Here is a 13,258-nt window from a genome sequence, read left to right as displayed (position 1 = left end):
GATGCATGGTTTCTGAGTTTTTTTATTATATTCTAGTTTATACATACGAGTATTAATGATTAATATGGTACAAAATTAAGAAACTGCTAGGAAAAGAAGGGAGCGCCTAAACTTGAAGGCACTGCAGGACAAAATCGTACAAGACGGTAAAGTATTATCAGACACAGTATTAAAAGTTGATTCTTTCTTGAATCATCAAATTGATCCGAAACTTATGCAAGAAATCGGTCAAGAGTTTGCGAATCGCTATAAAGATGCAGGTTTAACAAAAATCGTTACAATCGAATCTTCAGGTATTGCACCAGCTACTATGGCAGGTCTTATTTTAGGTATACCCGTAGTATTTGCTCGTAAACGAAAATCTTTAACTTTAGCAGGAAATTTATATTCTTCAAAAGTTCATTCATTTACAAAGAATGAAACAAATGAAATTTCTGTATCAAAAGATTTCTTGAAATCGGATGATGTTGTACTAATTATTGATGATTTCTTAGCGAATGGAGAAGCTGTGAAAGGCTTACTTGATATCGTTGGACAAGCAGGTGCAACTGCTAGTGGCGTAGGTATTGTCATAGAAAAAGGTTTCCAAGATGGTGGTAAGCTACTTCGTGAAAAAGGTATTCGTATTGATTCTCTAGCAATCATTTCATCTTTGGAAGACGGTAAAGTAACATTTGCCGAAGGAGAATTGGCTCGATGAAAAACCTGAAATTAGTGACACTTGGGATACAGCATTTATTAGCAATGTATGCAGGGGCTATTCTAGTTCCTTTAATCATTGGTAAATCTTTAGGGTTTGATTCAACGCAATTAACGTATTTAGTTTCCATTGATATAATGATGTGCGGTATTGCAACACTATTACAAGTGGTACGTGGTAAGTTTTTTGGTATAGGTTTACCAATCGTTTTAGGCTGTACCTTTACGGCAGTAGCACCAATTATTGCAATTGGTAAAGGATATGGCTTATCCGCAATTTATGGCTCTGTCATTGCTTCAGGCCTAATTGTAGTATTGATTGCAAGTTTTTTTGGAAAGTTAGTACGTTTTTTCCCACCAGTTGTCACTGGTTCAGTTGTAACAATTATAGGAATCACTTTAATACCAGTTGCTATTAACAATATGGGTGGTGGTCAAGGAGCTAAGGATTTCGGTTCTGCTCCTAACATCGCGTTAGCATTTGGAACATTGATTACTATTGTTTTAATTTATAGATTCACAAAAGGATTTGCTCGAGCAATTTCTATTTTAATAGGATTAGCACTAGGAACAATTGCGGCAATCTTCATGGGTAAAGTTGACTTTACTCCAGTGATTAAAGCTGACTTTTTGCAAATGGTTCAGCCATTCTATTTTGGTACACCAACATTCCATTGGGAACCAATCGTTACGATGACACTTGTAGCATTAGTATCTTTAGTAGAGTCGACAGGTTCTTACTTTGCACTTAGTGATATATGTAAGCAACCTGTGACAGAAAAGGATTTAGCTCGTGGTTATCGTTCTGAAGGATTAGCTTCTATTATAGGTGGTCTTTTCAACTCATTCCCATACACAGCATTTTCACAAAATGTTGGGTTACTACAAATGACAGGCGTACGTACACGTAATGTTATTTTCGTCACAGGTGGTTTCTTAGTGACATTAGGTTTCTTGCCTAAAGTGGCGGCATTAACGACAATCATTCCAACGCCTGTACTAGGTGGGGCTATGATTGCAATGTTTGGGATGGTTATTGCTCAAGGTATTAAAATGTTAAGTACAACGATCAATCAGTCTGAAGGTAATTCAATGATTATCGCTTGTGCAATCGGCATGGGTCTTGGTGTTACAGTTGTTCCAGATATCTTCAAAGTCTTACCTTCTAGCGTTCAAATCCTAACAAGTAATGGTATCGTTGCAGGAAGTGTAACTGCTATCGTATTAAATATTATTTTTAATATGATTCCATGGAGAAGAGAAGAATCAAAGGAAGAATTAGTAGATTAGTAAGTTTAATATTATTTTAAGGTACATCACTTCTTTATAGTGGTGTATCTTTTTTTGTTTCCATATATCACTAAAATACAGGGATTATAAACTAGAACATTTATTTTGTATGATAAATTAAAATTTCGAGCATATAATCTAATAAAATTGTAAAGGAGGTAAGTAACATGCAGACGATAGAAAAGATCGGGAAATTTGTTGGCGATACTTTCGCCATATGGGTCTTGGTAGTTGCAGGTCTAGCATTATACGCACCAGAGCAATTTACGTGGATTGCCCCTTATATTTCATTATTATTAGGGATTGTCATGTTTGGGATGGGGATGACATTATCTATAGGAGACTTCAAATTGATTTTGAAGCAGCCTAAAGGAGTTATAGTCGGTGTTTTATCGCAATTTATAGTCATGCCATTATTAGCATACATACTAGCTAAAGGTTTTAATTTATCTCCAGAAGTCGCAATAGGTGTCATTTTAGTTGGATCTTGCCCGGGTGGTACAGCTTCAAATGTTATGACATTTTTAGCGAAAGGGAATACAGCATTATCTGTAACAGTCACCTCTATTACGACTCTACTCGCTCCACTTTTGACACCAACTATCGTGTATTTACTAGCTAGTGAGTGGTTAAAGGTATCCGCAAGTGATATGTTCATCTCTGTTGTTAAAATTGTGTTAATCCCGATTGTTTTAGGCGTTGTTGTAAAATTAATATTCAAAAATAAAACAGACGCTGCAATTGGCGTTATGCCTTTCGTTTCAGTTATTGCGATAGTGATGATTGTAGCTGCTGTTGTAGGTGGTAGTCGCGATAAAATTTTAGAAACAGGGCTATTAATATTCGCTGTTGTTATTTTACACAATGGTTTAGGTTTACTATTTGGATTCTTAATTGCAAAAGCACTGAAATTGAATTATGAAGATCAAAAGGCAATTTCTATCGAAGTAGGGATGCAAAATTCCGGTCTAGGAGCAGCATTAGCAGTTGCCCATTTCAGTCCATTAGCTGCAGTTCCGAGTGCGATTTTCAGTGTATGGCACAATATTTCGGGTCCATTACTCGCAACTTATTGGAGTTGGAAGGCTAATAAAAAGATGTTAAAAGTATTAGAAGGAAAAAAAGAACAATAATTCAAGGCTATTCTACTGGTGTTAAACACTTAGTGGAATAGCTTTTTTATTTTGTCATCACTCTAGTTGTAGATAATAAAACCTGTTCTAAATTTTTGAAATTAAGGTATGCACCACGTCAATATCAAATTTAGTATGAGACTATTGATTTCAGAAAATAGATAATATATCGACAATGGTATATGATTTACAAGATGAGCGGAATTTGCGTGCAATTTGATGCTCATTGTAGCCAATTTAGTTTTATTCATATAGGAGGTAGTATGGTAATGCAGAATCTATTGATAAAAAACGCTAAGTTAGAAACAGGTTTTAGCTATATAAATGGTCATATTGTAAATACGCAAACTGAGATTTTTGATGTATTAATTATGAATGGACAAGTAACTGAAATCGGGAAAGATATACTGTCTTCTAATATTGAGGTTTTAGATGCACAAGAATCTTTATTAATGCCTGCCTTTAGAGAAATGCATATTCACGTTGATAAAACATATTTTAGTGGTCCTTGGAAGGCTTGTAAGCCAGCTACGAAAGGTATTTTCACTAGAATAGAAGAGGAGGAAGAATTATTACCTGCTCAACTTCCTATAGCACTTCAGCGTGCAGAAAATATGATTCAATTACTCATCTCTCAAGGTCATACCCACATAAGGTCACATTGTAATGTTGATCCTCAAATTGGTACGAAGCATATAGAAATTACGAAAGAGGCATTTCAAAAATTTGAAGGACAAGTTACTTATGATATTGTAGCGTTTCCTCAGCATGGATTATTACGTTCGGGTGTTGAACCATTAATACGTGAAGCTATGAAAATGGGTGCTACATTAGTTGGTGGAGTGGACCCTTCTGTTATTGACCGTGATATTGATAGATCATTACATACTACTATGGATATTGCAGTAGAAGCAGGCACAGGTATCGATATGCATATTCATGATCCAAATACACTTGGTGCTTTTGAATTTTATCAATTGGCAAAATTAACGAAAGAGGCAAACAAAGTTGGTCAAGTAACAATTAGTCATGCAATGGCTTTAGGCGATTTAGAAGGTAAAGAGTTAGAAGCATTAACGGCGACTTTAGCTGATGCTCAAATCGATGTCACTTCAACAGTGCCAATTGGTCGAACAACTATTCCAATTCCATACTTATATGATAATGGGGTGAAAGTGTCGCTTGGACACGATAGTTTAACGGATCACTGGTCACCATTTGGGACAGGGAATACTGTAGAAAAGTTAAATACATTTGCTGAAAGATTTAAATGTATTGATGAATACTCACTTAGCCGTTGTTGGAAATATGCTTCGGGCGGAATCACACCTCTAAATGATGTAGGCATGAGAGTTTGGCCTCAAGTGGGGGATTTAGCGAATATAGTATTACTTGACGCACAATGTTCGGCACATGCTGTAGCTAGAAGAAGGCCAATTACGCATGTTATTTCACAAGGTCAGCTGATTTTCACAAATGAAGAACTAGTAGGGCAGGAGGGGTAATAATGATTAAAGTACAGTGGCTTTCGAATGTGAAACTAGAAGTAGGAGAAAGAACCTTAGAAGATGGAACAGTTGAAACTGAAACAGCATTATTCCATATTCAAATAACTGAGGGTAAAATAACAAAATTAATATCTATTTCTGAAAACATTCCTTTAAACGAAGATAGTATTGATATGAAAGAAAAACTTGCAGTTCCAACATTTAAAGAGATGCATAATCATCTTGATAAAACATATATGTCTTTAGGGTGGAGAGCTTGTACACCTGTGGCCAACTTAAAAGAACGATTAGCACATGAGGCAAGCGAACTACCTTTACTTGCTGATTCTACACAGCAAAGAGCGACAAAAATGATTGAAACAATTTTAGCAAATGGTGCGACGCATATTCGTACACACGTTAATATTGATCCTTATATCGGACTAAAAAATTTAGAGGGTGTTATTGCTGCATTGGATTCATTTAAAGGTAAAGTAACAGCAGACGTTATTGCTTTCCCACAACATGGTTTACTTCGAGATCATGTTCCTGCTTTAATTAGAGAAGCGATGCGTAGTGGAGCAACAATGGTTGGGGGATTAGACCCAGCAGGAATTGATAATGCAATTGAAAAATCTTTATATGAAACTATGAATATAGCTACAGAATTTGATGCAGACGTTGATATTCACCTTCATGATGGAGGGCACGTGGGCTATTATACAGTGGATAAATGGGTAGACATTGTTGAGGATGTAAATTATCATGGACGTACAGCTTTAAGCCATTCATTTTGCTTAGGTGATGTCTCTATCCGTGAACAAGAAAAAATTGCTACACGTCTAGCAGAAAATAATGTAGCAATTATGTCTACAGTTCCTATTAATCTAAAGAGAGTTATCCCACCAATCGATTTACTTGATCGATACGGAGTAAATGTGAACTTTGGTTGTGATGGTTTCTTTGATTCTTGGAGTCCATATGGCTCTGGTGATGTTCTTGAAAAAGTAACTCGTTTTTGTGAATTAACGGGTAAAATTGATGAGAAATCACTTAGAAAAGCCTTGAAATGGATTACGGGCGGACTTACAGCTCTAGATGAGGATGGTCAAAAGGTTTGGCCAAATGTTCAAGATGATGCGAATTTTATTTTCTTTGATGCCACTTCTTCAGCAGAAGTAGTTGCGCGTAAACCACTTAAACGTACAGTCATGGTGAATGGACAATTTGTATAAATAATTAGAGGATAATCCTAAAGGAAGCAGTGTTTACTGATCTTCTTAGGGGTATCCTCTTTCTGGGGTTTTTGTGTAGGCTGAAAAATTGTAGAAAGGTATTTTTATGAAAAACCAATTAGTTACGTATTTCATTTTATTTTGTTGTGTTTTTGCTTGGGGTAGTAATTTTATTTTTGGTGCAATATTAGTAAATGTATTTGCTCCAAGTGTTATTGCGTTTATTCGATTAATTTTTATAGTGCTATTTTTATGGAGCATTACTTACCGAGAAGTAAGGAATTATAGGCTATCTAAAAAAGGTTTTCTAATATTAGTTGTTGCGGGGCTTATTGGTATTACCCTCAATCAATGGAGTTTTTATGCCAGTTTGCAATATTCAGAACCGGTTAAAGCTGCGCTTATTTTAGCATTGTCTCCTATAATGACGGCCATTTTATCTGTAGCCTTTTTTAAAGAGCGAAAGAAAAAATTATTTTGGTTCGGCTCATTAGCTGCTTTACTAGGCGTCTGGCTAGTCATAACAAATGGTTCTTTTGTGACAATCCACTTTGGTAAAGGTGAGCTATTAATAACATTAACAATGTTATCCTTTTCTATTTTCCTCATTTTTGTTCAACAACTATCAAAATCGATGCCGCCTGGCGTCATAACTTTCTATAGTAATATTTTTGGTTTAATTGGGTTGCTACCATTTGTGCAGTGGAAGTATATGGAGCAAGCCCTTACAGTGCCATTATCATATTGGTTACTATTAATAGTCACAGCGATTATTATGCACGGCCTATGTACTTATCTTTGGAATAACTCGATTCAGAAAGTAGGAGCATCTAATGCTTCGTTGTTGATGAATTTGGAACCATTTATTGCGATGGTTGTTGGTTTAATTGTACTGGGAACGCCAATTGACTTATTTCAATTATTAGGTGGAATTGTGATTGTGTGTGGAGTTACGATTTCATTGAGAACTAAAAAAACACTTCTATAAAAAACTAGTCCCATTCTTTCATCTGTTCTTCTTCAGCAACAACCTGTAAATCATAGGCGTTAATATTGAGAATCGTGTAATCATGCTTGTCGGCATACAGCTCGGCAAGTTTTTTTATATATTTAGGAGAACCGTCGTTTTCTTCATCATAAATAATGAGAATACCATCTGAATTTTTTATAAGAAATTTATTTTTCTCGATAAATTGCCAAGGGGCTTCATAGGGTCGCTTCGTTAAACTCGTCACAAAGTTAGCTTTTGCCGCAATCATATCGTATTTTTCTTGTTTTTGTTCATTCCAATTCTTTTGTTGATCCAGAAATGGCGTGATAATCGCATATTTTAACTCTGGATATTCAATTTGCAGTTCTTGTACAACTTCTGCTGCCCAAGTTTCTACACCAAGTTGACCGCTTAAAATAACCCATTCTAATCCATCGTTAATTAAGGAAATCAATTGATTATGTAATGACTTTTTTATAATCGATATACCCGGGTGTTGATCATTAAAAATGCCTAGCTCATGTGCCTTGTAGCCAGTAATGACTAAACGTTTTAGCATGAAATGCCTCCTCTATAGAATTAATATACTATAAAGTATTTTACATGCTTAGTGAAGGAATGGAAAAGTATATGCAAGCATTAAAGTTGAGATAAAAAGAACCTATTTGAAGGTTACCCACCCAAATAGGTTCTATAATAGTTTTATTGCTTCTAAGGTGACCAACTTATCTATTGTTTAGTTTAAATCTACGGTATTGGTTAATACATTATTTCCAGAACCTAAGCGGAGGCGAAGGTTTGCTGTTGTACTTGAAACAGATGGATTTAGACGAAGATAAATTGTTTTTATTGCGCGTCCGTTTTCGTCAGCAGTTATTACTCCTATATCACCATAACCGAAGTTCGTCGGCCAAGAACCATCAGTTGCTTGAACTTTTGAAATACCTTGCCCACCTGCAAGGTAAACTTGAACTTGCCCATTTAACACTTGAGAATTGGGCGTTAATCCATTCAGAACAACCTGTATAGGGAAAGGGTCTCCGTTTTTAACTTTGGATTAAAAACATTATCAAATGTTGTTGAGCAATCTCAATTTCCGTGGTTAGGTGCGAATATTGTTCATCAAGATAGTGGTGATCCATACTTCGGGAGTCCGTATATTATTAAAGAGATAGAAGGTATTAGACTCGCGATTCTCGGGGTTACGACACACTTTGTACCGTTATGGGAAGAGGCCGCTCATATAGAAGGTTTACGATTTGAAGATGCTTTGCAATCAACTGAATATTGGTGCAATCACATACATCAAAATGAAAAAGTAGATGTGTTAATTGTTGCATATCATGGCGGATTTGAGCGCCATTTACAAACTGGAGAATTGACAGAGCAAGATACTGGGGAAAATCAAGGTTATGCTATTTGTGAAAAGATACCAAACATTGATGTGCTCATTACAGGCCATCAACATCGCTTGCTAGCTGATAAATTGAATGGAATTTCTATCATACAACCAGGCACACAAGGACAGGCACTTGGAGAAATTATTCTTTCCATTTCTCACGATCCAAGCGGGAAGGTAGTAAGGGTTGAGCATGAATCAAAGCTCATTGCAATTGATGAAAGTGTTCCAGCAGATGTGGCCACACTCGAGGCTATTGCGACAATTCAAAAGGAAACAGAGCAATGGCTGGATCAAAGAATTGGTGAAATTCAGGGGGATATGCAAATTGTTGATGCTTTTCAAACACGTTTGGCAGACCATCCTTATGTAGAGTTTATAAATAATCTTCAAATGAAAGTTACAGGAGCAATGATTTCGAATATTGTTTCAAATTATATTTATCCAAACACATTAAAAGTACTTCAATTGACAGGACAAGATATAAAAGATGCACTAGAGCAATGTGCAACTTATTTTAGTGAGGAAAATGGAGAAATCGTTGTAAATCCAATATTTGTTGAACCCAAAGCCCAGCATTTTAACTACGATATGTGGGAGGGAATTGAATACGAATTGAAGATTTCCAATCCTATAGGTGCACGAGTTACAAAACTATTATACGAAGATTCACCAATAGATATGGATAGACAATTTACAGTGGTGATGAATAGTTATCGTGCAAGCGGGGCAGGTAATTTTGATATGTTCAAAGGAAAACCCATTATAAAAGAAATTCAAACAGATATGACCGAACTCATTGCAAACGAGTTACTAGAAATGAAGGAGATTATAGCAACTTGTAATAATAATTGGCGGGTAGTCTTGTAGCGTATCTTCACTATTTAATATATTTATAAGTTAACAAACGCATGTATATTTACATGCGTTTTGTTATTCATTTTGTTTCTTTTTTATGAAGGTACATAAAGAAAAAGTCCTTGTTATAGAAGTGGAAAAGATATTTTGACTAAAAATTTACATTTATCGAAATATAAAATAAAATATATATCGTACACGATATATATTTGGAGAGAGTAATATGAATAAATCATTTAAATTAGACAACCAGCTTTGTTTTGAAGTTTATAAGGCGGCAAATCAATTTACAAAATTATATCGCCAAATTTTAGAACCTTTTGACTTAACATATCCGCAATATTTGGTACTTTTAGCGCTTTGGGAGAAGGATCAATTATTAGTGAAACAGCTTAGTGAAAAGGTGTGTTTAGGCATAGGGACACTAAATCCGATAATTAATAGGTTAGTTGATAAAGGGTGGGTAACAAAGGGGATTTCTACTCAAGATAAGCGGGCTATCATTGTGTCGCTTACAGAAAAAGCGCAGCTACAAGAAACTTTAATTACCGAAGAGATTCTCAATAAAGTATCGGAATGTGAAACATTATTAGCACAAGATGGGGAATTGAAATCTCGCTTAAATGAATTAAACGAGTTATTAACACAACTAAATGAGATGGGGGGGAAAGGTGAGCATTTATCATATTGAAGTGAGATTGGCTGATGGGGCTTGGACTATTTAGTTGCAACAGAATCATTACATAATTTTAGATATATAACAGCACTGTCATATTGGAACGAGAATAAAAATAAATTAACTCAACTTAGATACATTTTTTATAGAAAAATTTAAAAGAAATACATTGAGTAATAATGACATGAATAATCAAATAAGAGGAGTTGGTTAATATGAATGCGCTTGATAATCAAGTGACAGATGAACTAGTAGTGAAAGCCATTGAAAATAATTTAGCTATTATACGATTTGATTTAAATAGAAAAGTGGCATACGTAAATAATCTTTTTGCACAAACTTTAGGTTATAGTGTGGAAGAAATGTACGGGAAGAATCATAAAGAATTTTGCTTTCCATCCTTCGTAAACAGTGCTTCCTATGAACGATTTTGGAGAAGTTTAATATCGGGGAAGAGCTTTCAAGATAAAATTGAGCGGATGGATGCAACGGGTAATCGAGTATGGTTAGAAGCTACCTATATGCCTATCTTTGCTGAAAATAGTAATAAAATAATAGGCGTATCGAAAATAGCTACTAATATAACAGAACGCCAGAATATGATCATGGAAGTAGCCGACGATTTAAAGGGCATGTCCAAACAGCTACATAATCGTTCCGAAACCGGAATAATGAGAAGCCAAGAATTGCGTGAGACGATTAATCGTATCGCAAGAGAATCAGAGGAAAATACAGTTAATTTAGTAAGTTTACAGAATCAAGCTGATTCTATTAAAGGAATCGTGAAAACCATTCGTGAAATTGCTTCCCAAACAAATCTATTAGCATTAAATGCGGCAATTGAAGCTGCTAGGGCAGGAGAGCATGGTCGAGGTTTTGATGTTGTTGCAAAGGAAGTAAGAAAACTGTCTGAAAAGGTAGCTCATTCAATTTCCGAAGTTAGAGATAATGTTGAAGGAATTACTTTGGAAATTGAAAAAGTAACCGGAAGTATAAACCGAGTGTCCCAAAGTGTGGAGCAGACGCATGATCAAATCAATGTAGCAATACAAGACTTTGCAGAAATATCAACTTCTGCTGAAGCATTGGATGAAAAGGCGCAGAATTTCACGGAAGTTATTTGATGGAATATAAAAAAAGAAAAAGTATGACAAAGCAAAACAGCATAAGTAATAAATATATGAGTGATACGAAAAGGTGAAAATTGTAGGAATAATATAATTAAATAAAAATTCAAGAAAAACGTTCAAATAAGTACACATGGGTACTATTGAACGTTTTTTATTATTAAAAATCAGATGTAAAGCAAGTATTAGAAGGATCGTAATTACATAAAAAACCTCTGTTTATTTCATTTTTAACAACGGGCGATATGCTTCAATGTTTTTGACCATTAAATATGCGTTCATTATTAAAATCATATATGCACCAATACCTGTTACTGGTTCTAAGAAAATATGGAACATTACCATATTTATTGAAACAGGCATAAAGATGACTAATGCTAACGGTAAGAAACGGTTTGTAATAAATGCTATACCACAAACAATTTTTACTAAAGCTAAAAACAGAACAAAGTACCCCGTCCCTACCATTGCTTGCATAAATTGATTCGCAGAAACATTTTCATACTCAATCGGGAATCCACCTAAAACGATCATACCTATGCCCGATCCTACCATCATTACTCCAAAAATAATACGAACAATTTTATAAACTAAATTTTGTTTTTGCATTCTAATATTCCCTTCTTACTAAAAAAATTGACTTCAAATACTATATACGTTGCCGGCAACATAAAATTATCATAAAAACTTAAATGATGCAACTCAAAAGAATTTTCATAGATACATATTAGTTATAGTGACGGAACATCTATGTTTTTTTGTGCCGAGGCAACTTAAATTAGAAAGATGTGCAGATATTGATCCAGTTAGTGTTTAGTCATTAGCAAACCTAGACCTAGAAGAACGACTTCAAAATGGTGTATTATTGAATGAAACTGTTCGTAGCACATTCTTTGATGGGGATAGTAAAGGATATATGAAGTATCCAACAAGGAACAATCAATAATTGAAAAGGGGGAAGCTTTTATGTTAGAAAATCAATTTCCTAAAACTCTTTCTGAAGTCGATGGAATTTTCACTGCTTCAGAATTCCCTGCAAATTTCGCAATCATCGCACTCGTTCGATATCATCGTTCAACAGCATCTGAGTTATTACGAAAAGTTGGATTATTTCCAGGACAAGAAATGATGCTAATGCAGCTATGGCACACAGACAATCAATCTCAAAATGCGCTTGGTAAATCATTGGGAATTAATCATTCAACAGTTGCAAAGTCCGTTCGTAGATTAGAAGAAGCTGGCCTTGTAACTATGAAACGTTCTGATTTGGATAAACGAGTAACACTAGTTTCCCTTACTCAAGCAGGAATCGATATAAAAGAAGAAGTCTTAAATGTTTGGAGAACCGTGGAAAGTATGGTCACTGAAAATCTTACAGATGATGAAAAAAGCTTATTTTTGGATTTAACAAAAAAGATATTAAGTAAAAGTTAAGCATATACAAATTTAAACTTTTGATTTGTAGGACAAAGTCTAAAATTAGATTTTGTCCTACAAGTTTTTTATTGAACTTTTCTATTAGATAGTTACTTTCAGTTTAAAGTTTGTGAAGAAATGTACTTAAAGTAACGGGTGCTTTAGTTAAATAACCAACAATAAGACCACTCCGTGATGGGTGGTCTTATTTGTTTTCTTATTATATATTTATATTTTGTATTTATGTGCCCCTATGATCCTGGTCTACCTATCGGCTGTTGATAATCCGAGTTGACATTACTCAAACAACTGAAGTATCATAAAACCAAGAAAACTAAAAAAGTGTTTATAGTTTTCTTGAGGGGGATTATAAATTGAAGACACGAATCATACAAGCATTCATTGAAGAGACACGAAATAATGGCATTAAGTTCAGAATGGATGATCTGGCGAAAAGACTTGGTATAAGTAAGCGTACGTTATATGAAAATTTTTCATCGAAAGTAGATATTCTTGATTCCATCATTGATTTGACGCTTAGTGAGTTTGATGAACAGGCTCGCCTAATCATCGACAATCCTGAATTCACTCTCGCGGAAAAAATAAAAAAAACTATTCTTGTCTTACCGAAATACAATGAGTTTTACGATTTGCGTATTTTTGAGCAATTGAAACGATACTACCCTGCACAATGGGAACGCGTAAATCGCGAATTGAACCAGTGGGATGATCTTAAAGCACTTCTTGAAGAAGGAATCCAATCGGGGATCATTAAGGACATGAACATCGACTTATTGATGAAACTGATTATTGAGGCTTCGAATATAACGTTTGATAAACAATTCTTTTTAGGGCATAGTATCTCTATAACAGAATCATTTGAAACAATTGTGGATGTATTATTGACTGGAATTCTGACTGAAAAAAATGATTAATATACTGGCACA

The 13,258-nt window shown here is 34.9% G+C and carries 14 protein-coding genes; 11 read left to right on the top strand and 3 right to left on the bottom strand.

Going from position 1 to position 13,258, the window contains the following annotated elements; genetic code table 11:
• Positions 1–112 precede the first annotated feature (112 nt).
• The 6 genes from AC3IS5_RS19260 (at position 113) to AC3IS5_RS19235 (ending at position 6,832) form a co-directional block, all read left to right on the top strand.
• Positions 113–700 (top strand): xanthine phosphoribosyltransferase, encoded by a 588-nt coding sequence (locus AC3IS5_RS19260; protein WP_193738143.1) that lies wholly within the window; start codon positions 113–115, stop codon positions 698–700.
• Entirely contained in the window at positions 697–1,989 is a 1,293-nt protein-coding gene (locus AC3IS5_RS19255; protein WP_489425836.1) for a nucleobase:cation symporter-2 family protein, read from the top strand. The genes AC3IS5_RS19260 and AC3IS5_RS19255 overlap by 4 nt, the downstream gene beginning before the upstream one ends.
• 167 nt (positions 1,990–2,156) lie before the next feature.
• Positions 2,157–3,122 carry a bile acid:sodium symporter family protein gene (locus tag AC3IS5_RS19250; protein WP_489425835.1) on the top strand — a complete coding sequence of 322 codons (966 nt, stop codon included), beginning with the start codon at positions 2,157–2,159 and terminating at the stop codon, positions 3,120–3,122.
• 269 nt (positions 3,123–3,391) lie between these two features.
• Positions 3,392–4,627 carry an amidohydrolase gene (locus tag AC3IS5_RS19245; protein ID WP_489425834.1) on the top strand — a complete coding sequence of 412 codons (1,236 nt, stop codon included), beginning with the start codon at positions 3,392–3,394 and terminating at the stop codon, positions 4,625–4,627.
• Positions 4,628–4,629: 2 nt separating this feature from the next.
• On the top strand, positions 4,630–5,844 hold the full coding sequence (locus tag AC3IS5_RS19240; protein WP_489425833.1) for an amidohydrolase: 1,215 nt from the start codon (positions 4,630–4,632) through the stop codon (positions 5,842–5,844).
• A 106-nt stretch (positions 5,845–5,950) separates the two neighbouring features.
• Positions 5,951–6,832, top strand: coding sequence for a DMT family transporter (locus AC3IS5_RS19235; RefSeq protein WP_489425832.1), 882 nt, complete (start codon positions 5,951–5,953; stop codon positions 6,830–6,832).
• A 4-nt stretch (positions 6,833–6,836) separates the two neighbouring features.
• Here AC3IS5_RS19235 and AC3IS5_RS19230 read toward each other — a convergent pair whose 3' ends face one another.
• On the bottom strand, positions 6,837–7,394 hold the full coding sequence (locus tag AC3IS5_RS19230; protein WP_489425831.1) for an SLOG family protein: 558 nt from the start codon (positions 7,392–7,394) through the stop codon (positions 6,837–6,839).
• Between the two features lie 177 nt (positions 7,395–7,571).
• A complete protein-coding gene (locus tag AC3IS5_RS19225; RefSeq protein WP_489425830.1) occupies positions 7,572–7,823 on the bottom strand; it encodes a hypothetical protein in 252 nt (83 codons plus the stop codon).
• A gap of 282 nt (positions 7,824–8,105) precedes the next feature.
• Between AC3IS5_RS19225 and AC3IS5_RS19220 the strand changes: the two genes are divergently transcribed.
• From AC3IS5_RS19220 to AC3IS5_RS19210, 3 genes are all read left to right on the top strand, one after another.
• On the top strand, positions 8,106–9,104 hold the full coding sequence (locus tag AC3IS5_RS19220; protein WP_489425829.1) for a bifunctional metallophosphatase/5'-nucleotidase: 999 nt from the start codon (positions 8,106–8,108) through the stop codon (positions 9,102–9,104).
• Between the two features lie 211 nt (positions 9,105–9,315).
• Positions 9,316–9,783, top strand: coding sequence for a MarR family winged helix-turn-helix transcriptional regulator (locus tag AC3IS5_RS19215; RefSeq protein WP_489425828.1), 468 nt, complete (start codon positions 9,316–9,318; stop codon positions 9,781–9,783).
• A 200-nt stretch (positions 9,784–9,983) separates the two neighbouring features.
• Positions 9,984–10,892: a methyl-accepting chemotaxis protein gene (locus AC3IS5_RS19210; protein ID WP_489425827.1), complete on the top strand. Its 909-nt coding sequence runs from the start codon at positions 9,984–9,986 to the stop codon at positions 10,890–10,892.
• 222 nt (positions 10,893–11,114) lie between these two features.
• On the opposite strand, the gene AC3IS5_RS19205 is transcribed toward AC3IS5_RS19210, so the two are convergent.
• Complete coding sequence (locus tag AC3IS5_RS19205) at positions 11,115–11,504, bottom strand: hypothetical protein (RefSeq protein ID WP_489425826.1); 390 nt, start codon at positions 11,502–11,504, stop codon at positions 11,115–11,117.
• Positions 11,505–11,861: 357 nt separating this feature from the next.
• Between AC3IS5_RS19205 and AC3IS5_RS19200 the strand changes: the two genes are divergently transcribed.
• Positions 11,862–12,329, top strand: a complete 468-nt coding sequence (locus tag AC3IS5_RS19200; RefSeq protein ID WP_489425825.1) for a MarR family winged helix-turn-helix transcriptional regulator — start codon at positions 11,862–11,864, stop codon at positions 12,327–12,329.
• 356 nt (positions 12,330–12,685) lie between these two features.
• Complete coding sequence (locus AC3IS5_RS19195) at positions 12,686–13,246, top strand: TetR/AcrR family transcriptional regulator (protein ID WP_489425824.1); 561 nt, start codon at positions 12,686–12,688, stop codon at positions 13,244–13,246.
• Positions 13,247–13,258 lie beyond the last annotated feature (12 nt).

This window comes from Viridibacillus sp. KH_047, from assembly GCF_057838945.1.
This window is presented reverse-complemented; position numbering and strand designations above follow the sequence as displayed.